Genomic DNA, 25523 nt, shown 5'->3' with positions numbered 1-25523 from the left:
AGCTACTGGGTCATGAATAAGTCAATCAACTCTGAGTCGCTCAGGTTAAAGATATAGTTATTCCAGTTAATGGTGAGACGGTATGAATCCACAACCGATAAACTAAATGGCTGTTTCTATTCTGCCGTAGGCGTTGCAGATAGAAGTATGAATCAGATAGAAGAAAGGACAGAAGGGTCATGAAGATAGTGAACCAGCAATCGTATAGAGTATCGCAACATATCCAAAGATTTGGAATACCAGAAAGTTTTACGGTGTAATCGCGCAAGATAGTGACGTAACCGAGAGTTTTCACCCTCAACTCTGGTCATGTAAGTCTTGCTAATAATCAGATCACCATCAGGGATAAAACTTGGATATACAGTCCAACCGTCAGTGACATAGAAATAGCATTGCCATACTGCCACAATTGCCCATAATGGTTCAAAAGTCTCAGCACTGCGATCGCCTAAAGTCCATGCGAGGATACCCTTACGAAAGTGGTCTACTGCTGTCCACAACCAGATTTTGTTTTTTTTGAACCCACAAAAGTTTCAAGTTCATCTAACTCACCAACATCTGGAACGTTCTCAGGAACAATAGAATCGGGTAATTTTTCACCTTTTTGTCTAACCCAATTAATAACCGTGGTGTGATGTACCCCCATAACTCTTTCAATACCTCTAAATCCCATGCCATTCAGATACATCTTCAGGCAAGTCTGTTTTGTAGTTTCTGGGTATGCTTTTGTTTGTTCGCTCTTGATCTATAAACTGACGACCACATTCAGCACAAATATGATTTTGCTTCCCTTGCTTAATTCCATTTTTCTTTATGTGTTCTGATCCACATTTTGGACACTTCATCCATCGCCTGTGCTTGAACGCATAGCGAAATGAAGGCTTTTCAGAAACTGTTTCCGATCTGGCATTTATGAGCTTAAATCCTATGGCTGGGTCTTTTGCCCACGAGGGTATGAGTCCCCATTGGAAACCATGAAGTATGCGCTTTGACAGATCGGGCATTTGGGCGACGGCATTTACAGTCTGAGAAGGGGCGATGTTATAACTTGGAATTAAATTTTCTGGCACATCAACCTTGAACATTTGAGCGATCGCCTCTGCCGAGTTAAATAGTGTAAAGCGTCCGCACATATTAATTTACTGATAACAATTCATGCCAAAAGGGGGGAAAGAGGGGGAATCTTCCAAAACTTTTTGCTATCAAATTTTGCACAGCTTTAAACTTTGCTTTAAGCAACCCTCTCAAATAAATAGTGTCCGAGCTTAACTGTCGGACCGATGGGCAATGGGGTTGGAAAGACTTCATCACTGTAATTTATTTCTCTCAATTCTGGCAGTAAGAAGCTATCAATCTCATCCCGAGTTTTTCTTCTCGGTCCCATAGGTCGCCAATCAAAAAAGTTACGGCGGCAAAAATGTGTTAAAGCAAAAACCCCAGTTGGTGAAAGCCACTCCAGGAGATTGTTCTTAAACTTGAGACGTTGTTCGTTATCTGCAATGCCGTGAAAACATCCGCGGTCAAAAACTATATCAAACTTTACCTCTGTCTGCCATTGTAAAATATCAGCCTCCACAAAGTTAACAGTAACCTGCTGTCTTTCCGCCCTCTGCCTTGCCATGTCCAATGCTTTCGGCACATAGTCAATTGCTGTCACTGCATATCCTTTAGAAGCTAGATAAGTTGCATAGACTCCAGCACCACAGCCAAGGTCGAGAACTTTACCAATTTTAATCCGTTCCGTGGCTGCCAGCAATATCGGCGGGATTTCTTCTGTATGCCAAGGTAGGCTTTCAGGAGCTTTGGCATTTTTGTAGGTCGATTCGTAAAATCTTTTCATTTTCCTTTTAAAAGCGATTTTTTATCAGAACCTTGATAGCAATTATCCCGCCGATCCGATCAGACTTATCGTAAGCAATTGTGCTTTCTCTTTAGTTTCTGTCATAGCGAGTATTAAGCGATCGATACATATCAGCGTCCGTGGCGATTGCAAGGAGTATCTAACCAAGTTTCATGTTCTGGCAGCGACTGTCACTACAACCTACATATTTAGCTGATATAGTTTTTATAACCAATGTTACGCAGAACAATTTGATTCGAGCAACGGCTTAAGTAGGGTTACTGGCAATTAATCTTTAGACTTAGTGCCAATTAGCTTGTATAAGGCTAGCTTTGAGTAAGGACTCCAGACATCTACGTAACATGAGTAAATAAAGTTGGAAGGGGCTAAACTAATACAGGGTTCTCATCTTTTCGATTTCCATTTTAATAAGATTTTGTACATTATCTGGGGATAAGACCTTGCAATCTTGTCCATACCGTAAGATTTCGCGTATAAACCAAAAGGTGTTGGTAATTTTTCTTACTATCCGCTTTGTTTGAGGGATATCAACTAACCATTCATTTTCAATATCAAGATTTATCTTAGTTTTATAGGCAAATGCAAGACGGTGAAATAAGTGCATTTCTATATTGATATTATCTAAACCTGATCGCCACGGTTCTGAGATAGGTGTAGTGGAGGCTTCAGCAATGCGATCTAGTCTCAGACTCCAATTGTGGCAAAGCTCAGGTATATCGAGATTTCCGATTGTTTCTTTACACCAACAATCAAGATACTGGCGGTCTTCATGGATACCGATTTCTGCAAATTGAATATGAAAATGATGAATTTGTTCGGCTGCATCTTGGTAGGTTAACCTAAATGGCTGTCCACGGCGAATATACTTTTCCACTTCGAGCCGCCATGTTTGGGTAGGTTTTATAATGAATCGTTCTAGCTCATTTTTTAAAGGAATAGTCAGGGTGCCATGTTCTATGAGTAGCTGGGCGATGGCTAAAGCCTCAGTTATTTTACCTATATCTATAAGGGCACTACGACCCCGCTCTAAAGCTTGGGTTTGTTCTAATCCCCACTCTTGTTTGGGGGCAACTATGAGTTTTTTTCTTGCGATCTCCTCGACTAATTTAGTTATATTTGGGCGATCACCCCACATCATGCCAAGTTCTAGTGCTAGTTCTTCCAACTGCGCTTTGTCGTGATCTGATATTGAAAGTGTGATTGATTGCCCTCTTCGTCCCATTTTATTTGTACGTACACTTTGCAATCTAAACGCTTGACTTTGTAAATTATAGATGTGAAAGTATAAATATTGCAATAAGTTAAGTACACTAAAAATGTAACGATTCAATTTTATGAAAATTATCGAAGCTGCTTTGTTTGTGTAATCCTGAAGGCAAGTTTGGATTTGCAGTCTATTTGATTATTGATTTGGCGATCGCGCTTTTAGATATTTACGAGGATGTGAGGTTATGAAGACGGAACTATCTTTAGCAGATTTACAACAACGGGCGCTGACGATTGGCGATCGCCTGCCTTATCTGAAGTTTTTAGTGTTATTTGGCTCTAGGGCGAGGGGTGATGCCTATGAAAGAAGTGATTGGGATTTTGCGATTCTTTGCGATGAAGAGGCGAGACAAAAGGCGATCGAGGATCAGCCCTATGGATTTTTGGCGGTACATAATGCAATCAAGGATTGTTTTGAGATTGGTGGTGAGTGTATGGATGTGGTGGATGTGACGCGATGCTCAACGTTGATTGCTCATTACATTGCGAAGGAGGGTGTGGTGTTGTATGAGTCTGAAATTGGTGTGTTTAGAGATTTTCAGCAGAAAGTCATGATGACTCAACAGGCGATCGCTGAGTTGAGTGCTAGTTTGCGTCAGCAAGTTGAGGCTTTTTTGCAGGAGCAGGGTGTATGAGTCGAGTTAATCCTGCGATCGTGATGGCAAAGCTTGCCTATATGAAGCAATATCTATTGGATCTCATCAGGTTTAAAGATATTTCTTTGGAGGATTATCTTAACTCGGACAATCATTATGTGGTTGAGCGGTTGCTACAACTAATTGCGGATGTGCAGACTGATGTGAATCGACATTTGATTAAAGGTTTGGGCGGTGTTCAACCTAGAGAGAATGCTGAGACTGCGATTGTGATTAATAGTTTAGGAGTTATTGAGATTGGTCTTGCTCAGAAGATGTCAGCTTCAATTGGGTTACGCAATGTGATTGTGCATTTGTATGACGAGCTCAATCCTGAGATCGTGCATGGGGCGATCTCGAAGACAATTACTGACTATGCCCAATATCAGCGCCAAATCCTCAATTATTTAGATGCTTTGGAGAAAAATAATGACGCTTAGTTACATCGCGATTGCCCTTTTAGATATTTATGAGGAGGTTATGACGACTGAACTATAGACTAAAACTATTATCTTTAAATTTGTAAACCATGAGAAAAAGCTATGTCTAACAATAATTTACTGTCACGAATTTCTATCGATCCCGCTATTTGCTTTGGTAATCCTTGTATTCGAGGACATCGGATATGGGTTTCGGTAATTCTCGATTTACTTGCTAGTGGCGCAACTTTTGAAGAAATTCTTGAAGAATATTCAGGTATTGAAAGATTAGATATTTTGGCTTGTATTGCCTATGGCGCTGAAATGTCAAGGGGATATTTTAGAGAAATTCCATTGACTCAAAATCAAGAGGCTGTATGAATATCAAACTTGACGAAAATCTAGGAGATATTCGGATCTCATCAAGGCTTAAGCTGGCGGGGCATGATGTGGCAACCGTGAGTCAGCAAGGATTAACTTCCGCCCCAGATACAAAACTGATAGAGGTATGTCACCAAGAAGGAAGATGTCTCGTTACTTTGGATCGCGGATTTGGAAATCGAATTCAGTACAGACCGAAAAATTATGCAGGTATAGTCTTGATTCGGTTGTCACCAAATGCTTCTTTCGATGATCGGGTTAAGGCGATTGATGCTCTAATTCTTGCTTTGGAGCAGGAGGAGGTTAATGGGAAGCTATGGATTGGTAAGGATGGATCTGTCCAAGAGTACAAGTCGATTGAGTCAGAGGAGGATTTATGACAAGATTATTGGGCAGACCGCCAAAAACTTTAGAGGAGCGATACTTTAGCGAGATTCGTCCTAAGTTTTATAAAATTCATGGAAGCCATCATCAGCATGGTGTAAGGAAAGGAACGACACTTGCACAGCATTTTGATTCTGCTTGTCAATTTGTACTTACAGTTAGTCGCATTGCAGAAATACCTGACGATAAACGGGCTGTTTTACTTGCGGCTACGGCTGTTCATGATTTAAACAAACTTGATAATCAAGGGCGCAATGTCAAAACTTTAGATAGAAATCGTGAGTTTTTGGAGCAAGAACTTTACAGGGTGGGTGTTTCTAGTCTGATTAAAAATGATTACGATTTAGAATTAGCTAGAAAGTTGATTGAACGTCACTCTGGACATAATGCTAGTGATGGGGCGCTATTTTTGCCTGAAGATCCCATGATTAGGAGAGTCGCCGCTATTCTGATCGCCGCAGATTTGTTTGATTTGGGTATTGCTGAAAAAGAGCGCTTTCGGAAAATTGAGAATGAATTGACGGTTGCTTTTGGTAGACCTAGCAAACTTTTTAAGGTAAGTGTTTCTCAAGATAGGGGCTATATTACGGCTTTGCTTTTAGGTGCTTGTGAAGAAGTGCCTGCAGAGAAAGGGTTAACAACCTTATCGATATTTCCCGATCATATTATTTTTGAAGGTAGAACTTTTCCAAGTGGTGATTTAACGATAGAAATTGCGGCTCGTTGGCAATTTAAAATAGATAGCGTTTTTGGTGGAAATATCGATCAATTAGTCAAAGCTACTAAGGACGGCATTAAAATTTCTGGTCATGCGGTGCAACATAATCTTGATGAGGTTTTGGGCGTTGTAGTGGCACAGCTAGAGAAGAAAAAAGCAGGATTTAAGTTAGATAAAGTTCAAACTGATGTCAAAAAATGGGGTGGTGAGAAAGCTGGAGAAGAAGCTCTTACCGAAGCGGCTAATGTTGGTTTATTACCTGTAAGTAATGCCGAAGAGTTTGGATTGTCAGAAGCTTTAAAGTCTGCTTATTTGAGCTATCGACAAGTTGAACCAGAACTTTCTCCATCGCAAGTATGGGATGCGATCGCCAAGCATACAGGTTTATCTGAAGCTCAAAGATTTGCGTTAGAGCCGTTTGATGCTCAATATGCCCGATCGCTATTTGCAGCTAAAGCGGTTACAACTGGGATAGATGGGGCGATCTCAGCACTTCGAGATTCTTTAGAACTGCGAAAAAATAGCCGTCAGGAGCAGAAAGGATCTGATGTTTCCCAAGAAATTATTGATGCTGTCAATCGAACTCTGAATTGGCAAGTCGCAAGTGTTCTCAAGGGAGATGAAGAACTAGACGCTTATGTAAATGCTAATCCACGACAAAGATGTTCTTTAGGTTCGACTTATGGTGAAACTGATGATGTGGCTTCTATGCCTATTGGTACTAAGGTTCAAGTTTTTTCTAATCGTTTGCCAGGTGGGATGAATGGCGATCCGAGAAGACAAGCTGATCCGATGACTTCTCTAGGCTATCAATTAATGACTGTTGGCGCATTCTTTCCTGCGGTCAAAAAAGATCCACCATTCTATTTACATTTGGCTTTGCCTAAGGGGTCAAGTCCTGATTTGCTCAGAATGTGGCGAGACTGGCTCAAGGATAAAGCTGATACTAATGCAGATGGTGGAACGGTTAGCGTTAATGAACTTAAACTGTATTTAGAAAATGCAATGGAGTATAAGTCAAAGTATCTAATGGATGAAACGGATAAGTATCCACCGTTGGTTTTGAAGTAAGTTATGTTCATAGTTATCTCCTACGATATCCCTGAAGACAAACGCCGTACTAAAATCCATAAGATTCTCAAATCTTACGGTCAATGGATGCAGTTTAGTGTGTTTGAGTGCGAACTTACTGATGCTCAATATGCGAAGTTGCGATCGCGCTTGAGTAAGTTAATTAAACCCAGTGAAGATAGTATTCGCTTTTACTTCCTTTGCGCTTGCTGTCAGACTAAAATAGAGCGTATTGGTGGCGAACAGGTGCGAGACGATACAATATTTTTCGCTTAATTTTTAGTTCGTCTTTTGCGCGAGTCGTTGGGTGTTTTTGAGGATGGTATCCAATTAGTGGTTTTAAAGGTGTTAGCTAGTATGGCTTTAGATACGATCAGGCGAATTTTTTGGTTCGCGCAAAGCCTGAATGCATTGATATATCTATGTTTTCAATGTTTACTATGTGATCTAAATTCGCTCCAAGCTGTCCAAATCTGCTACAATCGCGATCATTCGCGGAAATGTACCTTGAAAATCAAATATAATATAGAGCCTGTTTCATATCTCATGAGTAGCAATTCTCTTTAGCATTAAGCGAATAAAGCAAAGATTCAACTTAGCTGTGACATTAAACAGAGTTCTCTCAAAGTTTTTGACTAAGATTTTACATCTTTCAACCCAGGCATTTGATCTCTCAATCACCCATCTGGTCGGCACAGTCACAAATCCAGATAAGCCCTTTTCTTGTTTCTCTTGTTTTGACATTTTTGGAGCAATTTCAACCCTAATCTTTGTCATAATCTCAGGATATACCTTTTCTAAATCTGCTGTCAGTTTTTCAATGTGATAACCACTATCTAGCAATATTGTCGTGATGGGAATGTCATTTGGTTTAGTCTTAAAATATTCAATATTGATCGTTAACATTTCAATCAGTCCTTGGTCATCTGATACATTAGCTTTAGTTAAGTGAGTAAAAAAAGGAAATCCTAGACTGTCGACTGCTAGATGTCTTTTGATGCCGTTGGTGGCTTTGTAGGAGCAGAAACCTCTGGATTCTACACCTGCATTACAAGTGGTTTTCGTTGGCTGAGAGTCTATGATGATTAATGTTGTCCATTTTGGCTTTTTTTTTGACTGCTCACGTACCGTTGAATGAAGAGCATCCATGATTATCTTTCCATTCTTTGTAGTATCGATACACTGTAGAAAATGGTGGTAAGTCTCGGGACATATCTCGCCAATTACAACCGTTTTTCAGTTGGTAAAGGATGCCTTTACCCCCACTGTTCAAAGAGTACAGGAGCGCATGGGTTCCCGTGAGACCTACGAAATCATCGGGTTACTGGTAGAGATCAATCAGAAATTAAGTGAACGAGTAAGGATAGAGAAAGGGAGAGAAGCAACAGCAAGTTAAGTGAGTCTTCTATGAATATCGCGAAAAAATGTCTGAGTCCTTTATATACTTGTCTTTAATTCGTATAGAGCCTGTTTCATATCTCATGAGTAGCAATTCTTTTTAGCATCAAACGAATAAAGCAAAGATTGAGTTTAGCTGTAGCATTAACGAGAGTTCTCTCAAAGTTCTTAACTAAGATTTTGCATCTTTCAACCCAAGCATTTGACCTTTCAATTACCCACCTTGTCGGCACAACTACAAACCCAGACAGACCTTTTTCTGCCTTCTGTTGCTTTGATACCTTAGGAGAAATTTCAAACCTAATCTTAGTCATAATCTCAGGATATATCTTCTCTAGTTCTTGGATCAGTTTCTCGATATGATAACCACTATCCAGCAATATCGTAGTTAGCGTAATGTCATCTGGTTTCGATTTGAAGTAATCAATGTTAATCGTTAACATCTCAATCAGTCCTTGGTCATCTGATACATTTGCTCTTGTTAAATAGGTAAAGAAAGGAAATCCCAGAGTGTCAACGGCTAAATGTCTTTTGATCCCGTTAGTTGCTTTGTAGGAGCAGAAGCCCTTGGATTCTATACTTGCATTACAAGTATTTTTCACTGCTTGTGAGTCAATGATGATTAAAGTTGTCCATTTTGATTTTTTTTGACTGTTCACGGGCTGTTGAATGCAAGGTTTCCATAATCGCAGTAAATGTACCTGTATCTTTCCACTCCTTGTAGTATCGATAGACTGTAGAGAATGGTGGTAAGTCTCGGGGCATATCTCGCCAATTACAACCGTTTTTGAGTTGGTAGAGTATGCCGTCTAAAATTTGTCTTTTTGTCCAAGTTGGCGGTCTAGTTTGCTTTTTCTTTGGGAGCAATGGTTCTATAATTTCCCATTCTTTATCTGTTAGGCTACTTGAGTATGGATTTAGCATTTTCTAAGTATCATACATCTTGCTCATAATAGATATGAAACAGGCTCTATAATGCTCAGAAATTTGTCTCCCGTGAATTCTTAAATAGCTTCTAAGGTAGTATTGATGGATAGTTGGTATGCCTTGATAATCTCGGCAAGATTTATTACTTTCCACTCAAATCCAATCTTTTAGTCGATGATAATGGTGGAGTAGAAAAATGTAAATCAATTGACCAGCTAACTTGGTCTGAGGAAGAATTATTGCAGGGAAAATTGATCAAAATCAATAAATTCCCCAAAAACAAAAAGGTGAGACTATTCTGGATCACTATTTCTCCAACTAGGACGAAATATGTCGTTACTAACGACTTAACTCAAGACTACATCCCTGAAGTACAAGCTATCGGCTGTGGAATATTTTGGAATTTCATCGTGAACTCAAACAACTCACTGGTATTGAAGCTTGGCAATGCTGTAAGTAACCTAATTATATCGCTTGTGCCATGCTGATGTGCAATCACCTCAAACGTTTAGCTTTTCATGTTGGTAAAACTATCCATCCACTTATGTTTGGACTTTTGTCTAATTATTTAAAATCTCAACTCATAAATCCTTCTATTCCAATAACTATTTGACAGGCTGAGCAATTACTAAATTAATAGTAATTTATTTAAGGGCATCCAAAATAACTCTTATTATTAATATATAAGTCTTAGGGTAAGTCTTGTTTTGCGTATCAAGAGTTTATTTATGAGAGAGTAAATCTGTTACAGCATTTTGGAGTTCGTGGTGATAGTTGTACCAACCATTACGAACCAACAAATGCTCAAATCTTTGACATATTGCTCTGAAAGCGTCATGGGTTGAAGTAAGACTACCAATGTAAATTAAAGTCTGAGGACGAGAAGATTGTAATTCGGCTAGACGACTACTAGGATTTTTAGAAAACCCAATTTTTAGATATTGATAATCCTCGGTAACTATGAAGTAGATATAAGCTTTGGTGGATTCAAGTTTTTGTGTAGGCTTGTGATCAAAAATCTTGATTGATGTAGACTGTAAGCTTTGAACTAAAGGCTGATTTCCAGATTGACACAGTGCGATCGCCTGCTGAGGTGGGGCTAGAGTTAAAAATGGATTTTTAGAAAAAGGGCTAGTAATTTCATACAGCCATGTAGCTTGTTGAAACTTAAATTTATAACTTTGTAAAAAAGGAAGAACTTGAAGTTCAATAGTAGAGACATCAGAGGCAACTAAGTATTTACCACCCAAAATATTAATGAACCAATAGTTAGGTTGAGCAGGTAAAAGTTCTGCAAATAGCTGTCCATCGAAGCCAGAATACCAAAAACTTTGATTAAATTTAGGTGTTTTCGACATACTATACGAATTAAGTCCAATATAAATAGTATTCTTTAGCTTATAATATAAGTCCTAATTATTATGAAACAATACATTGAAATTTTGAGATAGTTTGCGGTTTACGCAAGAGGTCTAATATTTACTCGCTCATCTTTTATTTGTGTAATACCAACAATCTAGGTTTTTCTTTTACACTGCGTAAGTCCTGAATTAATCAATTACAATATTACGAATAGAAATACGATACTCAATATAAGACTTATAAAGAGACTCGTATTGTACACATAAGAAAGATTGGATGTCCCAGCCTATTCTTAATTATTAATTTTCGAGACTCAATACGAGTCTTTTTATAATTTAGAGAGACTCGTATTTACTATTGACTGCATGTATGAAGTATCACAGTCGTGAAACTCCGATCAAACCCGCCATAAAAGTAAATAATTTTCTAGTGGATATTTCACAGGGATTTGGTTTAATTGGGTTAGTATATTGTCGATGAGATGTTTAGATATAAATAAGATGTAATTACGGAGTTAATTTTTAGTTATGTCAGACTTTAACCGTGGCATTATGAAGTTCGATGGAGCGGATAAGCCCATCATTTTGTTCCTTTCTGCAATAGTTATTCTCAGTGGTATTGCTTTCTTAATTTGGTGGGGTTTAAATACTGCCTACCGATAAATAACTTAACTAAACTTATATAAATTAAATATTAAATAATGTCTGAAAACTTAGAGACTGTGGGATCAGCACTTGGCTCTGTCTCCAGTGGACTATTTGTTGTAACCACAAGTCAAGATCAAAAAAATCATGTCATGCTGGCATCTTGGGTACAGCAAGCGGGGTTTACGCCACCATCTGTCAGTATTGTCGTCTCCAAGGAAAGACCCATATCTGCCCTACTTACAGTTGGAAGTCCAGTGGTAATTAATATTTTAGGCAAAGGTCAGGGGAAACTAGTTGGATATTTTGCTAAGGGTTTTGATCCAGAAATCAATCCTTTAGCTGAGGTTCCCACAGCGATCGCCCCCAGTGGACAACCCTATTTACAAGAAGCGATTGCTTATTTAGATGCTAAAGTTACTCAGGTAGTGGATACTGGCGACCATAACTTAGTTTTAGCCCAAATTATTGGGGGTGAAAGATTAAGCGATAGTGAACCTGCAATCCATACCCGTAAAAACGGATTCAAGTACTAGCATCAGTACATGCTCTATACCGCCCCTACTAATTTTTATCAAGTTACCATCCCTACCAACTATCATCTTGTTGCTGCTGCGGTTCCAAGAAATCAGACCAATGTCTCCAAAATTCCTGAAGTAGAGAATGCGCTGCGTTCATTCATGGGTAACATTCCCAGCTTAAAATTTTCAAGGTATAACTTGACCGCCCAAGCGGGAGCAGTTAAGCTCGATCCACAGTCGCTTCCACAATCAACAAATCCAGTTGCATCAACACCAACGGGAGAGATAGTTAACGTTATTGCCGATCGCCAAGAATATAATGCCAAAGAGCAAATATTCACAGCTACAGGTAACGTTACGGTTAAATATCTCAATACTGAACTTAAAGCCGATGTAGTTAAGCTCAATTTAATTACTAAGGAAGCTACGGCGGAGGGTAATGTATTTTTGCAAAGGGGCGATCAACGCCTTAGAGGTAGCACTCTGTCCTATAACTATGGTAGCAGCAAAGGCTCTTTCAGTAATGCCTCTGGTTTTCTCGACTTAAATAATTTAAGCAGCAGAGTGAATCGCCTCCCTTCAGATTTAGGGTCTAGGTCTTCGATTATTAATGTGTTTGGGGATAGTAGTTCTGCAACTGTAAGTAAAGCTATTAGTCGGGTGCGGTTTAAAGCTGACAAGATATTCCTAGATGGAGACACTTGGACAGCCGAAAATCTTAAGGTTACTAACGATCCCTATGATCCTCCTGAACTGGAAATTCGTGCTAACAAAGCCACCCTAACTAAGATTACCCCTACCCAAGATCGCCTTGATTCCGAGTCTCCCACCCTTGTTTTTGATCAGGGCTTAACCCTACCAGTTCCCTTTAACAGCATAGTTTTAGATCGGTTTGAGAGATCTTTTCCCGTACGGATTGGGTTTGATCGGCGGGACGGCGGTGGATTTTTTTATCAGCAAAACTTTAATGCCTATACTGAACCTAATATTAGCTTTCAGGTCTCACCACAAATCTTTTTACAAAGAGGTTTAGAAGGAAATCTACTAGATGCCAATATCCTCGGAGTAGTTGCCAAACTAGATGCGATTTTACCCGATTCCCAATTTTTCACGGGTCGTGCTACCCTATCGGGATTAAATTTAGCTAATGCTGAAAATCAATTAAGAGCAAATATTCAGTACAGTCGTCCTGTGCTGGGGGATCATATCTTAGTAGCTCAATATGCCTATCGCGATCGCCTATTTAATGGTTCATTAGGTTTTCAAGATGTAAGCAACTCCTTGGGTGTTAATTTATTTTCACCCAATTATGTCTTAGGTGATAGTGGCATTAATTTTAGTTACCAAGTCGGCGCGCAATATATAGGTGCTGATAGCGATCGCAGTGATTCCCAACCCATAGTTGTCGCCAGTTTAGCCAGACTACAAGGAGCCACAGCCCTAAGTCGATCATTTCCCCTATGGCGAGGTACAGCCCTACCTGCAGAGCGTGAAACGGGTTTAAAATATCTACCCGAACCAGTTACACCAAGCTTTGATGCCTTTTTAGGTGTTGCAGGTAACTACGCCTTTTACTCCAGTGGAGACTATCAAAGTTATCTCTCAGCCACAGTAGGAGTTGTAGGTGTATTTGGCAATTTTGCTCAGCCCTATTTCGACTATACCAAGATTAATATTAGCTATACCCAAGGTATCGTCGGTGGCAGGTCTCCATTTCTGTTTGATCGTATCGCTGATCCACAGGTCTTTACCTTTGGGATTGTGCAGCAAGTCTATGGTCCATTTCGCGTGGGCATTGAACAATCATGGAATCCAGTTTCAGGAAGGATTGTAGATTCAAACTATAGCTTGCAGTATGATCGCCGCACCTATGCCATTGTGATTCGCTATAACCCCACCCGTGAAATTGGCGAACTTGTTTTTCGGATCAGTGACTTTAATTGGAATGATTCCAGCAATGACTCTAGCTCTGATGTAACTCCCGTAACAGGTGGCTTAGAACGGAGATAAATACCCAGTATTGTGCAATCCCAGCTAACACTGAATTATGTTTGGGAATTATGTTTGGGGCAGTGTAACCTAAACTGCTAAAATCTTGGGCAGATTAGCTAGTAATGGAACTTAACGTGCGGATTGCAGTTGATGCTATGGGTGGGGATTATGCCCCAAGTGAAATAATTGCGGGAGCTTTGATGGCTCAAGCAAAATTTGATATCGATATTCTCTTAGTGGGTGATGAAGCCAAGATTTCTGCTTACTTAAAACAACATCATCATAAATTAAGCGATCGCATTGAAATTGTCCCCGCCGAAGGGCAGATCGATATGCACGAAGAACCCCTAGAAGCGTTACGGCGTAAACCTAAATCTTCGATCGCCATCTCGATGGAACTGGTCAAGAAACATAAAGCCGACGGGGTAGTTGCCGCAGGACATACGGGAGCAGCAATGGCAGCAGCATTATTAAGGTTAGGCAGATTAAAAGGAATTGATCGACCTGCGATCGGGGCATTATTACCAACTTTAATTCCCCGTAAACCAGTTTTATTATTAGATGTAGGTGCCAATGTGGATTGTCGTCCCAAGTTTTTGGAACAATTTGCCATGATGGGATTGCTTTACAGTCGCTATGCCCTGGGTGTGGAAAATCCTAAGCTCGGACTTTTAAATATTGGGGAAGAACCATCTAAGGGTAATGATTTAGCGGTTAAAGTGCATCAAAATTTGCAAGATAATCCCCAAATTCCCTTTTCAGGTAATGCTGAAGGTCGAGATGTGATGTCAGGTGACTTTGATGTGGTGGTCTGTGATGGTTTTATGGGTAATGTATTACTTAAGTTTGCTGAAGGTGTGGGCAAAGTAGCAATGCAAATCCTTAAAGAAGAACTTCCAAGGGGTTGGTGGGGTAAGCTAGGGTTATTATTTTTACGTCCTAATCTTTCACAGGTTAAACAAAGAATGGACTATAACGAGTATGGCGGAGCGTTACTATTGGGTGTGGATGGAGTTTGTATAATCGCCCACGGTAGTTCTAAAGCTTCCAGTATTTGCAATGCCATTCGAGTAGCAAAAGATGCCGTAGAAAATCAAGTTTTAGAGCGCATTCGTACCCAAATTAAGGAACTCAACGCTGTTACAGAATAATTATATGAATGGAGTCAGAATAATTGGTAGCGGTTCGGCTTTACCCCAGCGCATTATTACTAATGATGAATTAAGTCAAACCATTGAAACATCAGATGAGTGGATTGCCTCACGCACGGGCATCCGTCAACGGCGAGTGATAACTTCTGATCAAGAATCCTTAGCCAGCTTGGCAACTGTGGCGGGAAAACAAGCGATCGCTATGGCAGGTATAGAAGCAGAGGATTTAGATTTAATTATTCTGGCAACTTCTAGTCCAGATGATCTATTCGGTTCTGCCGCTCAGGTGCAGTATCTTTTAGGGGCAGAAAAAGCCGTAGCCTTTGACTTGAGTGCCGCTTGTTCAGGGTTTGTATTTGGTTTAGTTACTGCTTCACAATTTATTCAGACTGGTACGTACCGCAATATTTTACTAATTGGTGCCGATGTTTTATCTCGTTGGGTAGATTGGAGCGATCGCCGTACTTGTATCCTATTTGGTGATGGAGCAGGGGCAGTGGTTTTACAAGCATCGGAACAAAAATATCTTTTGGGGTTTGAACTCCGCAGCGATGGCAAAGGGAATCCCTTACTAAATCTGAGTCATGGTTCTACAGGTTATGAGCATATTACGATGAATGGCGGTGAAGTTTATCGGTTTGCCGTAAAGTCTGTACCAGAAGTATTAGATAAGGCTTTATTTCGGGCAAATTTAACTGTTGGTGATATAGATTGGCTGATTCTGCATCAGGCTAACCAACGAATTTTAGACGCTGTCCAATCACGCATGGGCTTTGCGCCTGAAAAAGTAATTACTAATTTAAGTAACTATGGCAACACCTCTGCCGCTTCAATTCCTTTAGCCTTAGACGAGTCGGTACGATCGTATAAAATCAAAACCTCCGATACCATTGCCATATCAGGATTTGGGGCGGGATTAAGTTGGGGTGCAGCGGTATTTAAGTGGGGCTAAGAATACATCAGGGGAAATAAAAATGTCTATACAGTTTATTGATGGAGTTCCATTATCAGAACTTTTAAGTGGAGCAGGATATAAAAATCAAGTTCAAAATTCCAGTTATGATAACGACCTGATCCTGAGAATAGTTACTGATTCGCGCATTGTTCAAGCAGGGGATTTATTTATTGCCATGATCGGAAGTAAGGCAGATGGTAGTCAATATGTATCCCAAGCATTAGCAAACGGAGCGATCGCTGCCATTATCGATCGCTCTAGTAACTTAGAACCCCATCCTCAAGTTATCGCCGTTCCCGATGTTATTACTGCCTGTGCTGAGATTGCTGCTAGTTTTTATGATCATCCAGTCCAAAAACTGAAATTAGTAGGTGTAACTGGAACAAACGGGAAAACTACGACTACTCACCTCATTGAATTTTTACTAAAAGATAAATATGCCACTGGTTTAATGGGAACTCTCTATACCCGTTGGCAAGGCTACGAACATATTTCTACTCACACTACGCCCTTTGCTGTAGATTTACAGGCACAATTTAAGCAGGCTGTGGATCAAAATCAAGAAGTGATGGTAATGGAAGTTAGTTCCCATGCTTTGGCTCAACGGCGGGTATGGACTTGTCCCTTTGGCGTATCGGTTTTTACTAATCTCACTCAAGATCATTTAGATTATCATCTGAATTTAGAAGATTATTTTCAAGCGAAGGCTTTATTATTCACTCCCGATTATCTGAAAGGGAAAGCAGTTATTAACCTCGATGATGCCTATGGTGTGCGGTTAATAGCAGATTGTCGATCTCGTAAACAACCCGTATGGACATACAGCTTAACTAATTCTGAGGCGGATTTTTTCACTGATAATCTTACCTATAGTTCTAATGGTGTAACTGCGACTTTACATACACCCCTTGGTGCCATAGCGTTTAGTTCGCCTTTAGTGGGTAGTTTTAATTTAGCTAATGTCCTAGCAGCGATCGCTACGGCTGTAGAATTAGGTATTAGCTTAAGAGAAATAGTGGAGAGATTACCCAAATTTAAGAGTGTGCCAGGTCGAGTCGAGCAAGTGCAAATTAGTGAAGATCAAGATATTACGGTGGTTGTGGACTATGCCCATACTCCCGATAGCCTAGAGAATTTACTGAAGGCAATGCGTCCATTTACAAAAAGAGAATTGATTTGTGTGTTCGGTTGTGGCGGCGATCGTGATCGGACAAAAAGACCAATTATGGGAGAAATTGCCGCACGGTTAGCGGATCGGGTTTATATCACTTCCGATAATCCTCGCACTGAAAATGCCGAATTGATTCTTCAAGATATTCTTAAGGGAGTTCCTGAACAGGTAAATGCGAAGGTAGAAATAGATCGGAGAATTTGTATTAAAGAAGCGATCGCCAAAGCAGAGGCTGGAGATACAGTTTTAATAGCAGGTAAAGGACATGAAGATTATCAAATTATTGGTACTGAGAAAATCCATTTTGATGATCGAGAGGAAGCCAAAATTGCTTTACAAGCCAGATAAATATACTGTCTCTATAATTCAATCTATCGGTATTTGGTAGTGCCATTATTACCGATGAAAACATACTTAATATCCTCAATCAAGTTCTGAGTGTGCGTAGTCTCGCATTATCAGCCTAGAGTTGCCATGTCAATAACCTATAAAGCTCCTGCGGCTGTACTATCCAAGACACTATTAGATAAATGGGTAGTAATATTCATAGATTGCAGGACTGGCACATCTCCATGGGGGTAATCAATCACTGATACTGCCCCATTACCCTGCTTAAATGCCCAAAAACTAGCAGGACTTAGATTAAATAACTGACAAAGAATTGCCTTATTGACCGCATCATGGGCGACCACCATTGCCGTTTCTCCCTGGGGTACAGCATCAATAATTTGTTGCCAAGCTATTTTTACCCTTGCCCATACATCATTTAAGTTTTCACCTTCAGGCATTTGCACAGATTCAGGTGTACTTTGCCATCTTTGTAACTCTCCGGGAAACTCGGCTTCAATTTCTGTTTCTAATTTGCCCTCCCATTTGCCGTGGGAAATTTCTTTGAGTAAATCGGTTAACTGTAGGGAAAGGTGGGGATGTTTAGTGAGGATAATCTCGGCAGTTTGTTTCGGACGCAACATCGAACTACTAAAGGCTTGATTAATTTTTACCTGTGCTAGAAAGTCGGCGGCTTTTTGTGCCTGTTGCTCGCCTGTAGTATTTAAGGGAATATCAATTTGTCCTTGAAAGCGTTGATCTCGATTCCAGTTGGTTTCACCATGACGAACTAATAACAATCTAATACCAGCATGATCTTTTTTGGTCGGGGGTAAAACATCGCCACTGATCGCTTGTAAATGACTAACTAAATTTAAAGACTCTAATTGGGCAGTATAGGTCTCGCCTGATTGCCTAAAATTCAAAATACTAATACCACAGTTAGATTGATGCAGATAATGGTAACGGGATGGGGCGATGCCCAAGGCGGAGGCAATTAAAGCTCGATTAATACCGCTATGTGCCACAAGTAAAACTGTCTGCCCATCATGTTTAGGTAAAATTTCCGCCCAGACTGATTGTGCCTGCTCAAATAAATCTAAAACAGGATAAAATTTCTCCCCCGTTGGTCGGGACATCTCTAGCTGCTCTGGGGCATGGTGCCAATTATTGTATTGTTCGGGATATTGCGATCGCACCTCACCAAAGGTTAGACCTTCCCATTGCGGTAAATTAATTTCCCGTAGATTTTCGTGAGTATTTAAGTTGATTGATCTATTTTCTAAGATCAAGTTTGCTGTTTGATTAGCCCTGACAAGGGGGCTACAATAAGCCGTATCTATAGCTAAGTTTGCCAAAGCTAGCCCAGCTAGTTTTGCCTGTTGTTGTCCCTTCTGAGTTAGTGGTGGTTGTAAATCGGGCCGATCACTATTGCCACGACCTTGCACCATTCCAGCACTATTAGAAGTACTTTCTCCATGACGGACTAAAATAACACGAGTAATCAGATAAAACTCCAAAATTTAGCTAGAACTTGCACAACTATATTATCGGAAATCTAGTCATCACCACATCTAAAAAAATCAGTGATAGTCAAATCCTAGGATATTAGGATATAATATTTCCTAAGAGTGCTAACCAAACAAAAGCTCAGTGATGTTAATTGTTTGTTCATAAATTAAGCATTCGGTCTAAGAATTAGATTGCGCTTGTCTAATTGGAAATTTCCCAAATTGTGCCCAAGCACCTTACTATAAGTCACTAGCATCTTGAGTATCAGTTTTGCCAAACACAGCAGAGCTTTCCACATACTCCTTTAACACAGCTATCTTCTAAGTATTTAGTCCTAGAAGCTGAAGATGTTACAGATGTATAGACCTGCATGGGTAGTTTTTAATCAACTAGATATTTTTTCTGGATATTTTTCTACTTTAAAGGGTATCTAGTTTAAAAAGTATCTAGCTATATTCTTAGGCTTTTTGGATTAATCAAAACCTGTTTAAAAACATTTGAGGAACTTGGATGCCCAAGCAAATTATTATTGCGGAGCAGTACAGAACGGCTGCTGTATTTAGTGAAGATCGGATTGAAGAGATTATTGTAGCCACAGGTACCCATCAAGTCGGTGATATATACATGGGAGTTGTCGAAAATATCCTTGTCAGTATTGATGCTGCATTTGTCAATATTGGGGATGGCGATCGCAACGGATTTATTCATATTACCGATTTAGGACCATTAAAACTTAGGCGATCGGGTGGCTCAATTAGTGAACTACTGACTCCCAAACAAAGAGTACTAGTTCAGGTGATGAAAGAGCCAACGGGGAACAAAGGTCCAAGGCTAACGGGTAATATCTCCATGCCTGGTCGGTATGTGGTGTTAATGCCTTTTGGTCGTGGGGTTAGCCTATCTAAGCGCATAAAAAACGAGGCGGAACGTAATCGACTAAGAGCCTTGGGAATTTTAACTAAGCCATCGGGTATGGGTTTATTAATCCGCACCGAGGCAGAGGATATGCCTGAAGAAATGATTATTGAAGACTTGGGTAACTTGCAAAAACAATGGGAAGCCATTCAACAGGAAGCAAATACCACCCGTCATCCTAATTTATTAAATCGGGATAATGATTTTATTCAAAAGGTACTACGGGATACCTATTCCGATGATGTTAATCGCATTGTTACTGATACCAACGAAGGGCTAAAACGGGTTAAGCAGCATTTACTTAGTTGGGCAGATGGCAATATTCCTGCCAGTATTGCGATCGACCTACATAAGGAACGAACTTCTATTTTGGAGTACTTTCGGGTTAATGCCGCTATCCGTGAATCCCTACGCCCAAGGGTAGATTTACCTTCGGGTGGATATATTATCATTGCGCCGACTGAGGCTTTAACTGTCATTGATGTTAACTCTGGTTCATTTACGCAATCTCAAACTTCCCGTGAAACCGTACTATGGACAAATTGTGAGGCTGCGGTAGAAGTAGCTCGACAACTGCGGTTACGCAATATTGCGGGTGTAATTGTGGTTGATTTTATCGACATGGATAATCGCCGTGATCAAATGCAACTACTGCAGGAATTTACCAAGGCATTACAGTCAGATAAATCTCGTCCCCAAATTGCCCAACTTACTGAATTAGGCTTAGTGGAGTTAACCCGCAAACGCCAAGGACAAAGTATCTATGAGCTATTTGGTCGCCCTTGTCCCACCTGTAACGGTTTAGGACATTTGGTTCACTTGCCAGGTGAAAGTGCTTTACAGTCCGCCGAAGCATTACCTAGGGACTTACGGATTTCGACTAAGCTTGATTTAGATGCGAGTAGTGATGATACTTTTTCAGACTTAAGTGGAGGTACGGAAGCTAATTTAATCAGCCATCCTAGCTATAACGATCGCAATGGCTCTAGACGGCGGCGGCGATCGCGTGATAATGAACGCAATGGTAATGATCGCAACTCTACTGCCATAGATCAAGGTAGAGATCAAGTACGAGAACTAGTTAGAGAAAGCAGAGAAAAACCCAAGCGCTCTGAGCCTAAGGAACTTAAACTGCCTGCTATTCCTGTAGTCAGTGAAGTCGAAGTTGACCCTGTGGTCGAAGTAATCTCTGAAAAAGTCAAACGGGCAGTACCACGTCCAAAGCTAGAGGCACCAGAACTGATCACCGTGGAAATGACAACCGAGGAACAGGAAGTCTATGCCCTCATGGGAATTTCACCTTTAGTCTTGATCAATCGGGAAATTAAAGATACAAAATCGGCGATCGTGTCGGTAGCTTTACCTGGTACTGTCGTCAGAAATACGCCTATGGTAGAAGCACCTGCGGATCTGCCTGAGACTAATATTGTATCTGATAGCTACACGCCCAAGTTTGAAATTGAGGAAGCGATCGCATTTAATAAATCTACAGATAAACCTGCAAAACCGACAAAAACCGAAAAACGGATATTAACTGAATCCCAATCCGAATCAGAAACTAAGTTCACTCCAAATCTGGATTTAGAACCTGTGGATTTAGAGCCTATAGATGTGACAGATTCAGTAATTCAAAAGCCCATTGAAGTTGTCGAAGAAAATCTGGAAAATAAGCCAGAAAATGATCAAGAGGAAATTGCGGAAGTTAAAATTCAGTCCCCTGCTGCATCACGGCGTAAGCGTACTCGATCCTAGTTATGGATAAAGATCAAGAGCTAATGATTGTCATAGATGAAGTCGTACATTACCTCTGGGATCCAATTGGTATTGCTTGGCATCCCGAAGCACGAGATGAATACAAAGGATACATCCCCGAACTCTTTGTCCGTACTAAGGCGGGTAAAATATCAGAAATCCTCGTATACATGGAGTGGATGGTAATTGAAAGGATGGGTTTGCCGTTTTTTAATCAGTCTCAAGCTTTAAAAATTGCTGAGTTTTTGCTCCAATGGCGAGATGTAATCTGGCAATCTAATTAAGTTAGGACTTACGCACTCAAATTTGCAAAGTACTAATGGAAGGGAGTTTGAGGGCTACGCCCTCAATTGGGGTAAAGCCCCAAACCCCTATTAAACCTAGATTTTTCTTTTATACTGCGTAAGTACTATAAGTATGATCAAAATTATTATCGTTGGGGCTGGTATTATCGGTGCAGCGATCGCCTATGAACTCAGTCAAGTTTCTAAGTTAGGAATTGCTAATTTAAACATTACTGTTTTGGAAGCTCAATCTGAAGTGGGTCAGGGTTCGACCAAATCTGCTTTAGGAGTCATGATGGCAGCCTGTAGTATCACTACTAATCACAATGGGGCTTTAACAAATTTACGTTTAACTAGTTTGCGCAGGTATGAAAGCTTAGTCCCAGAATTAGAGGCAAAAACTGGGATTGATATTCCCTATAATCGCCACGGCATTTTTATGCTGATCAATAATCTGGAAGGTGATCTGGAGGATAAGTGGAAGGCTTTAATTGCCCTTAGAGCATCTCAAGGATTTCGGATGGAGTGGATAGATGGAAGTCGTTTGCGATCGCAATATCCCCAATTTCAGGCAAAAGTAGGCTTACATAGCTTTGATGATCGATCAGTTAATCCTCATATTCTGCTTCAAGCATTAGTTACCGCCGCTAAATTAAATGGCGTTGAGTTTAAATGCGATCACCCTGTTCATAACTTGAATGAGTTGGATCAATTGGCTCCTGACTGGGTGATTCTTGCTGCAGGATTAGGTTCTAGTCCATTAATTCAACAAGTTCTTAAATCTAAAACTAAACCCGATGTACTTTTTCCCGTGGGAGGACAGGCAATTCAAGTTTATTTACCCCCAGCCGAACTAAAAACTAATTGGCAAACTGATTTAAAAAGTGTACTTCACTGTGAAGATGTGAATATTGTCCCCGCGGGGAATGATCAATATCTGATCGGTGCCACGGTCGAATTTGATTATGAGGTTTTACCAAGGGCTGAGAATGTAGATTTACTATTAGAGCAAGCTATAGGTTTTTGTCCCGCTTTTGCTAAGGCTAAAATATTATCAACTTGGGCAGGTGATCGCCCTCGACCTAAATTCCAAGGTTCACCGATCATTGGCTTTATTCCCAATCTCAAAAACACCTTAGTTGCCACGGGGCATTTTCGCAATGGCGTACTCATGGCACCAGTTACGGCTCAAATTGTTAAAGACTTAATCTTAGAGGGAACCAGTGACTTACCTTGGCAAAAGCAACAATTAAAAACTTAATTATGTTCTTTGTCGTATGTATATTTTTCAGCAGGATCAGACTCAGTTAGTAATTTGCGATCGCCTTCCCACCAATCTATGGTCATCGGTATTATTGACTGTAGTGGGGCGTACATTCAAGTTTGACAAGTCCCAAAATACTTTAACTATTAATCACAACCTTTTTACTAAAACTCAGATCGCTTTATCAGACATTCAGGAATTACATCTGGTTGTCGATAATGATTTTGAAGTTTCCACATACATGATGGTTTGGATTAGTCTATTATTGGCTAATAATCAATCTATATCTATTTCCTATGACTGGGCAGAATTGGTAGATATGGACAAAATTATGCAGGCGATCGCTACTTTCCTTAAGATTAAAGTATCAGAACGTAAAACCCTTGATTTAATCATTGCCCACTTAGAACAAGAAATCACTAACGGTCCTGAAGACTCCGAACTTAATCAAGAACTGACAGATTTTTTAGATAAAAGAGCCTGTAATACTCTAGATTTAATTATTGACTACTTAAAGTTCAAAATTTCGCAAGACCCTGAGGATTTCGATCTTCAGCAAAAGTTAGAAAAAGTCCAGACTCAGAAGGTAAACTATAAGGCATAAAAAACGTAAATTATGATCGATAAATTAGGATTTTGGTTGAATAAAGCACTAATGCTGGATTTATTTCTGGTATTTTTCTTTTTTGCATGGTTTATGGCAGCAGTAATTGCTGAGCAGCTACATCTACATTTAGGCTTATCTGTGTGGCAGTCGTTATGGCAGCCCTTAATTCAGCCTGTACTGGGGATTATGATGGCGGGAGCAATTTTAAGCGGGATCATTGGCAAGTTACAAAATAACTTTCAAAACAAAGCAAAGTAGCTTTTTATTTTTAATACAGTCTTTTGTGGGTTTATATAGTACGGGTTATAGGGGAGCAGCCCGACACCCCAACGTATTTCTTAATCATTAAATAGGCTCTAACTTTTTTAATAACTAAGGATTAACCTCATTAATTTGTCTGACCTTAGCATCTCGTTGTTGAGTGGTAACCTTGGGCGGTAAATTAAGCACTTTACGAATGGGTATTTCTAAATCTTCAAAATCTGGTTTACCTTCTTGATCAAACATTACTTGGCGATCGCTACTAATAAGCACAGTTTGCGGTACAAATCCTCGATAGTAAAACGCCTCTTGGGTTGGATCAGTAGTGGGTTGATCTAACTTTAGGCTATCCACAATAACGGGAATAATACTGATGGTTTTGCCATAGAAAGCCTGAACTTGATTGAGCAAAGGGGTATAGAGTTTACAGTCAGAGCTATCATCTACATAAAACACTAATAGTGCAGGACGATTTAACTCATTTAATGACTGAGATAGAGTAACTCTGGGCGGAATTAGGGAACCATTGCCTCCATACAAAGCAAAAATATTGCCATCGTAGCGATCGTCTCGGAGACTAGCAGAGGTAGGACTAGAAAACCCTAATATTCCAACTAATACAACTAAAACTAAACAAAGCCAAATACGTTTCATACTATTCGCCAAAACCTTGGGAACGAATTAGGTCAAAGAATTCTTTTTTGAGGTAGGGATCAGCCCTAAATGCCCCTCTAACTACCGAGTTAACCATCCGAGTTTCTGGTTCTTTAACCCCACGCCAACTCATACACATATGTTGTGCCTTAATCACAAACGCTATACCCTTGGGCTTAATTAGGTCTTCAATAATATCTGCAACCATAACTGCAGCTTCTTCTTGGATATGGGGACGACTCAGCACCCAATCAATAATGCGATTAAACTTAGAAATGCCAATAACGCGATCGCTAGGTAAAATTCCCACCCAAGCTTGCCCAACAATCGGCACAAAATGATGAGAACAGGCAGACCTCACTGTAATTGGACCGAGGGTATAAATTTCATCTAATTCTTTGGCATTAGGAAAATCTGTAACCTTGGGCATGGGGTGATAACGTCCCTTAAATACTTCATCCACATACATCTTGGCAACACGATGGGCAGTTTCACGGGTATTGTGATCATTTTTTGTATCTATGATCATGGAGTCAAATAGGCTCTGCAACTTACCTTCAATCTCTAGCTTTAACTCTTCTCGCTCCGCATCTGATAAATGATCAGCAATAGAATCATTGGCAAGGTATGGCGCACCTGCAATCTCTAGTCTTTCCCTAATAGTGTGAGAAATTGGTTTTTTGGCACTGATTGATAGAATATTATTATCATTTTTAGAGTCTTTATCAGTATTCTTGACAGCAGGCGATCGAGTTGGAGATGTTGTCATGTTGCTTACGTACTTTGAGTTTTTGACTAAACTCTAAATCTAAGGTTTCGGATAATGTTCACTGTAAACCTAATTTATAGGTAAATTGTCAGGTAACTATTAAATTCTAAAACAATTTGTAGGAATCTGACATAGAACTTAATCTCTACAGCCATTCTAACTTATGGAAAATTGTTTAAAAAGCTGGGAGCATAGTATTGTTAAGTTAATCCCCAAAAATAGAGTAACAGTGGAGCCAACTTATAAAAAAATACTTACATTTTTGGGAAAGCAGATATTAGCTAAGTCAAAATTAACTCCAAATATCAAATACCTTAAGACT

Annotated in this window: 27 protein-coding genes and 2 pseudogenes; 17 read left to right on the top strand and 12 right to left on the bottom strand. The window is 40.0% G+C overall.

Features of this window, described 5'->3' with window-relative positions; genetic code table 11:
* Positions 1 to 152 precede the first annotated feature (152 nt).
* From SYN7502_RS20725 to SYN7502_RS15395, 4 genes and pseudogenes are all read right to left on the bottom strand, one after another.
* Positions 153 to 845 (bottom strand): annotated as a pseudogene (locus tag SYN7502_RS20725) (IS1 family transposase).
* Between the two features lie 15 nt (positions 846 to 860).
* Positions 861 to 1133 (bottom strand): annotated as a pseudogene (locus tag SYN7502_RS21205) (SOS response-associated peptidase family protein); the annotation flags it as partial.
* A 98-nt stretch (positions 1134 to 1231) separates the two neighbouring features.
* Entirely contained in the window at positions 1232 to 1840 is a 609-nt protein-coding gene (locus tag SYN7502_RS18480) for a class I SAM-dependent methyltransferase (protein WP_015169686.1), read from the bottom strand.
* A gap of 391 nt (positions 1841 to 2231) precedes the next feature.
* On the bottom strand, positions 2232 to 3107 hold the full coding sequence (locus tag SYN7502_RS15395; RefSeq protein WP_246828935.1) for a WYL domain-containing protein: 876 nt from the start codon (positions 3105 to 3107) through the stop codon (positions 2232 to 2234).
* Between the two features lie 205 nt (positions 3108 to 3312).
* Between SYN7502_RS15395 and mntA the strand changes: the two genes are divergently transcribed.
* The 6 genes from mntA to cas2 all read left to right on the top strand — a co-directional run bounded on the left by mntA (position 3313) and on the right by cas2 (position 7011).
* Complete coding sequence (mntA, locus tag SYN7502_RS15390) at positions 3313 to 3762, top strand: type VII toxin-antitoxin system MntA family adenylyltransferase antitoxin (protein ID WP_015169684.1); 450 nt, start codon at positions 3313 to 3315, stop codon at positions 3760 to 3762.
* Entirely contained in the window at positions 3759 to 4202 is a 444-nt protein-coding gene (gene hepT / locus SYN7502_RS15385; RefSeq protein ID WP_015169683.1) for a type VII toxin-antitoxin system HepT family RNase toxin, read from the top strand. The genes mntA and hepT overlap by 4 nt, the downstream gene beginning before the upstream one ends.
* 102 nt (positions 4203 to 4304) lie before the next feature.
* Positions 4305 to 4562 (top strand): DUF433 domain-containing protein, encoded by a 258-nt coding sequence (locus tag SYN7502_RS15380; protein ID WP_015169682.1) that lies wholly within the window; start codon positions 4305 to 4307, stop codon positions 4560 to 4562.
* The gene (locus SYN7502_RS15375; RefSeq protein WP_015169681.1) at positions 4559 to 4942 is read left to right on the top strand and encodes a DUF5615 family PIN-like protein; all 384 of its coding nucleotides are present in this window, start codon (positions 4559 to 4561) and stop codon (positions 4940 to 4942) included. The genes SYN7502_RS15380 and SYN7502_RS15375 overlap by 4 nt, the downstream gene beginning before the upstream one ends.
* Positions 4939 to 6735, top strand: a complete 1797-nt coding sequence (locus tag SYN7502_RS15370; RefSeq protein WP_015169680.1) for a hypothetical protein — start codon at positions 4939 to 4941, stop codon at positions 6733 to 6735. Before SYN7502_RS15375 ends, SYN7502_RS15370 begins: the two co-directional genes overlap by 4 nt.
* Before the next feature lie 3 nt (positions 6736 to 6738).
* Complete coding sequence (cas2, locus tag SYN7502_RS15365; protein WP_015169679.1) at positions 6739 to 7011, top strand: CRISPR-associated endonuclease Cas2; 273 nt, start codon at positions 6739 to 6741, stop codon at positions 7009 to 7011.
* Between the two features lie 261 nt (positions 7012 to 7272).
* Here the strand turns inward: cas2 and SYN7502_RS15360 are convergent, their stop codons facing one another.
* From SYN7502_RS15360 to SYN7502_RS15340, 5 genes are all read right to left on the bottom strand, one after another.
* Positions 7273 to 7884 (bottom strand): transposase, encoded by a 612-nt coding sequence (locus SYN7502_RS15360; protein ID WP_041429550.1) that lies wholly within the window; start codon positions 7882 to 7884, stop codon positions 7273 to 7275.
* Entirely contained in the window at positions 7856 to 8008 is a 153-nt protein-coding gene (locus SYN7502_RS19910) for a transposase (RefSeq protein WP_210391296.1), read from the bottom strand. The genes SYN7502_RS15360 and SYN7502_RS19910 overlap by 29 nt, the downstream gene beginning before the upstream one ends.
* A gap of 199 nt (positions 8009 to 8207) precedes the next feature.
* The gene (locus tag SYN7502_RS15355; RefSeq protein ID WP_371257757.1) at positions 8208 to 8792 is read right to left on the bottom strand and encodes a transposase; all 585 of its coding nucleotides are present in this window, start codon (positions 8790 to 8792) and stop codon (positions 8208 to 8210) included.
* Positions 8746 to 9057, bottom strand: a complete 312-nt coding sequence (locus SYN7502_RS15350; protein ID WP_041429164.1) for a transposase — start codon at positions 9055 to 9057, stop codon at positions 8746 to 8748. The genes SYN7502_RS15355 and SYN7502_RS15350 overlap by 47 nt, the downstream gene beginning before the upstream one ends.
* A gap of 725 nt (positions 9058 to 9782) precedes the next feature.
* A complete protein-coding gene (locus SYN7502_RS15340) occupies positions 9783 to 10418 on the bottom strand; it encodes a GIY-YIG nuclease family protein (RefSeq protein WP_015169678.1) in 636 nt (211 codons plus the stop codon).
* Positions 10419 to 10949: 531 nt separating this feature from the next.
* Here SYN7502_RS15340 and SYN7502_RS21200 point away from each other — a divergent pair.
* The 6 genes from SYN7502_RS21200 to SYN7502_RS15310 all read left to right on the top strand — a co-directional run bounded on the left by SYN7502_RS21200 (position 10950) and on the right by SYN7502_RS15310 (position 17204).
* Entirely contained in the window at positions 10950 to 11084 is a 135-nt protein-coding gene (locus tag SYN7502_RS21200) for a hypothetical protein (RefSeq protein ID WP_015169677.1), read from the top strand.
* Positions 11085 to 11122: 38 nt separating this feature from the next.
* Positions 11123 to 11602, top strand: a complete 480-nt coding sequence (locus tag SYN7502_RS15330) for a flavin reductase family protein (RefSeq protein WP_015169676.1) — start codon at positions 11123 to 11125, stop codon at positions 11600 to 11602.
* 9 nt (positions 11603 to 11611) lie between these two features.
* Positions 11612 to 13597, top strand: coding sequence for a DUF3769 domain-containing protein (locus SYN7502_RS15325; protein ID WP_015169675.1), 1986 nt, complete (start codon positions 11612 to 11614; stop codon positions 13595 to 13597).
* Between the two features lie 104 nt (positions 13598 to 13701).
* Positions 13702 to 14730, top strand: coding sequence for a phosphate acyltransferase PlsX (plsX, locus tag SYN7502_RS15320; RefSeq protein ID WP_015169674.1), 1029 nt, complete (start codon positions 13702 to 13704; stop codon positions 14728 to 14730).
* Between the two features lie 4 nt (positions 14731 to 14734).
* Entirely contained in the window at positions 14735 to 15682 is a 948-nt protein-coding gene (locus tag SYN7502_RS15315) for a beta-ketoacyl-ACP synthase III (RefSeq protein ID WP_015169673.1), read from the top strand.
* Between the two features lie 22 nt (positions 15683 to 15704).
* Positions 15705 to 17204 carry a UDP-N-acetylmuramoyl-L-alanyl-D-glutamate--2,6-diaminopimelate ligase gene (locus tag SYN7502_RS15310; RefSeq protein ID WP_015169672.1) on the top strand — a complete coding sequence of 500 codons (1500 nt, stop codon included), beginning with the start codon at positions 15705 to 15707 and terminating at the stop codon, positions 17202 to 17204.
* Between the two features lie 137 nt (positions 17205 to 17341).
* Here the strand turns inward: SYN7502_RS15310 and SYN7502_RS15305 are convergent, their stop codons facing one another.
* Positions 17342 to 18703, bottom strand: coding sequence for a histidine phosphatase family protein (locus SYN7502_RS15305; protein WP_015169671.1), 1362 nt, complete (start codon positions 18701 to 18703; stop codon positions 17342 to 17344).
* Positions 18704 to 19205: 502 nt separating this feature from the next.
* Between SYN7502_RS15305 and rne the strand changes: the two genes are divergently transcribed.
* From rne to SYN7502_RS15280, 5 genes are all read left to right on the top strand, one after another.
* On the top strand, positions 19206 to 21362 hold the full coding sequence (gene rne, locus SYN7502_RS15300; protein ID WP_015169670.1) for a ribonuclease E: 2157 nt from the start codon (positions 19206 to 19208) through the stop codon (positions 21360 to 21362).
* A gap of 2 nt (positions 21363 to 21364) precedes the next feature.
* Positions 21365 to 21646 (top strand): hypothetical protein, encoded by a 282-nt coding sequence (locus SYN7502_RS15295; protein ID WP_015169669.1) that lies wholly within the window; start codon positions 21365 to 21367, stop codon positions 21644 to 21646.
* Positions 21647 to 21779: 133 nt separating this feature from the next.
* A complete protein-coding gene (locus SYN7502_RS15290; RefSeq protein WP_015169668.1) occupies positions 21780 to 22907 on the top strand; it encodes an NAD(P)/FAD-dependent oxidoreductase in 1128 nt (375 codons plus the stop codon).
* A 16-nt stretch (positions 22908 to 22923) separates the two neighbouring features.
* Positions 22924 to 23514, top strand: a complete 591-nt coding sequence (locus SYN7502_RS15285; RefSeq protein ID WP_015169667.1) for a hypothetical protein — start codon at positions 22924 to 22926, stop codon at positions 23512 to 23514.
* Positions 23515 to 23526: 12 nt separating this feature from the next.
* Positions 23527 to 23775 carry a hypothetical protein gene (locus SYN7502_RS15280; protein WP_015169666.1) on the top strand — a complete coding sequence of 83 codons (249 nt, stop codon included), beginning with the start codon at positions 23527 to 23529 and terminating at the stop codon, positions 23773 to 23775.
* A gap of 114 nt (positions 23776 to 23889) precedes the next feature.
* On the opposite strand, the gene SYN7502_RS15275 is transcribed toward SYN7502_RS15280, so the two are convergent.
* Complete coding sequence (locus SYN7502_RS15275) at positions 23890 to 24432, bottom strand: thylakoid membrane photosystem I accumulation factor (protein ID WP_015169665.1); 543 nt, start codon at positions 24430 to 24432, stop codon at positions 23890 to 23892.
* 1 nt (position 24433) lies between these two features.
* The gene (gene folE, locus SYN7502_RS15270; RefSeq protein ID WP_015169664.1) at positions 24434 to 25201 is read right to left on the bottom strand and encodes a GTP cyclohydrolase I; all 768 of its coding nucleotides are present in this window, start codon (positions 25199 to 25201) and stop codon (positions 24434 to 24436) included.
* Positions 25202 to 25523 lie beyond the last annotated feature (322 nt).

The organism is Synechococcus sp. PCC 7502, from assembly GCF_000317085.1.
Classification (GTDB): domain Bacteria; phylum Cyanobacteriota; class Cyanobacteriia; order Pseudanabaenales; family Pseudanabaenaceae; genus PCC-7502.
Note: the sequence above shows the minus strand (reverse complement) of the source record. Positions and strands in the feature narration are given on the sequence as shown.

Excerpts from the sequence above, each read along its gene's own strand:
- SYN7502_RS15315 (WP_015169673.1), top strand. The coding sequence starts at position 14,735 with ATGAATGGAGTCAGAATAATTGGTAGCGGTTCGGCTTTACCCCAGCGC.
- mntA (WP_015169684.1), top strand. The coding sequence starts at position 3,313 with ATGAAGACGGAACTATCTTTAGCAGATTTACAACAACGGGCGCTGACG.
- cas2 (WP_015169679.1), top strand. The coding sequence starts at position 6,739 with ATGTTCATAGTTATCTCCTACGATATCCCTGAAGACAAACGCCGTACT.
- hepT (WP_015169683.1), top strand. The coding sequence starts at position 3,759 with ATGAGTCGAGTTAATCCTGCGATCGTGATGGCAAAGCTTGCCTATATG.
- SYN7502_RS15290 (WP_015169668.1), top strand. The coding sequence starts at position 21,780 with ATGATCAAAATTATTATCGTTGGGGCTGGTATTATCGGTGCAGCGATC.
- SYN7502_RS21200 (WP_015169677.1), top strand. The coding sequence starts at position 10,950 with ATGTCAGACTTTAACCGTGGCATTATGAAGTTCGATGGAGCGGATAAG.
- rne (WP_015169670.1), top strand. The coding sequence starts at position 19,206 with ATGCCCAAGCAAATTATTATTGCGGAGCAGTACAGAACGGCTGCTGTA.
- folE (WP_015169664.1), bottom strand. The coding sequence starts at position 25,201 with ATGACAACATCTCCAACTCGATCGCCTGCTGTCAAGAATACTGATAAA.
- SYN7502_RS15275 (WP_015169665.1), bottom strand. The coding sequence starts at position 24,432 with ATGAAACGTATTTGGCTTTGTTTAGTTTTAGTTGTATTAGTTGGAATA.
- SYN7502_RS15285 (WP_015169667.1), top strand. The coding sequence starts at position 22,924 with ATGTATATTTTTCAGCAGGATCAGACTCAGTTAGTAATTTGCGATCGC.
- SYN7502_RS15310 (WP_015169672.1), top strand. The coding sequence starts at position 15,705 with ATGTCTATACAGTTTATTGATGGAGTTCCATTATCAGAACTTTTAAGT.
- SYN7502_RS15360 (WP_041429550.1), bottom strand. The coding sequence starts at position 7,884 with ATGGATGCTCTTCATTCAACGGTACGTGAGCAGTCAAAAAAAAAGCCA.
- SYN7502_RS15330 (WP_015169676.1), top strand. The coding sequence starts at position 11,123 with ATGTCTGAAAACTTAGAGACTGTGGGATCAGCACTTGGCTCTGTCTCC.
- plsX (WP_015169674.1), top strand. The coding sequence starts at position 13,702 with ATGGAACTTAACGTGCGGATTGCAGTTGATGCTATGGGTGGGGATTAT.
- SYN7502_RS15380 (WP_015169682.1), top strand. The coding sequence starts at position 4,305 with ATGTCTAACAATAATTTACTGTCACGAATTTCTATCGATCCCGCTATT.
- SYN7502_RS18480 (WP_015169686.1), bottom strand. The coding sequence starts at position 1,840 with ATGAAAAGATTTTACGAATCGACCTACAAAAATGCCAAAGCTCCTGAA.
- SYN7502_RS15325 (WP_015169675.1), top strand. The coding sequence starts at position 11,612 with ATGCTCTATACCGCCCCTACTAATTTTTATCAAGTTACCATCCCTACC.
- SYN7502_RS15370 (WP_015169680.1), top strand. The coding sequence starts at position 4,939 with ATGACAAGATTATTGGGCAGACCGCCAAAAACTTTAGAGGAGCGATAC.
- SYN7502_RS15340 (WP_015169678.1), bottom strand. The coding sequence starts at position 10,418 with ATGTCGAAAACACCTAAATTTAATCAAAGTTTTTGGTATTCTGGCTTC.
- SYN7502_RS15295 (WP_015169669.1), top strand. The coding sequence starts at position 21,365 with ATGGATAAAGATCAAGAGCTAATGATTGTCATAGATGAAGTCGTACAT.
- SYN7502_RS15350 (WP_041429164.1), bottom strand. The coding sequence starts at position 9,057 with ATGCTAAATCCATACTCAAGTAGCCTAACAGATAAAGAATGGGAAATT.
- SYN7502_RS15375 (WP_015169681.1), top strand. The coding sequence starts at position 4,559 with ATGAATATCAAACTTGACGAAAATCTAGGAGATATTCGGATCTCATCA.
- SYN7502_RS15280 (WP_015169666.1), top strand. The coding sequence starts at position 23,527 with ATGATCGATAAATTAGGATTTTGGTTGAATAAAGCACTAATGCTGGAT.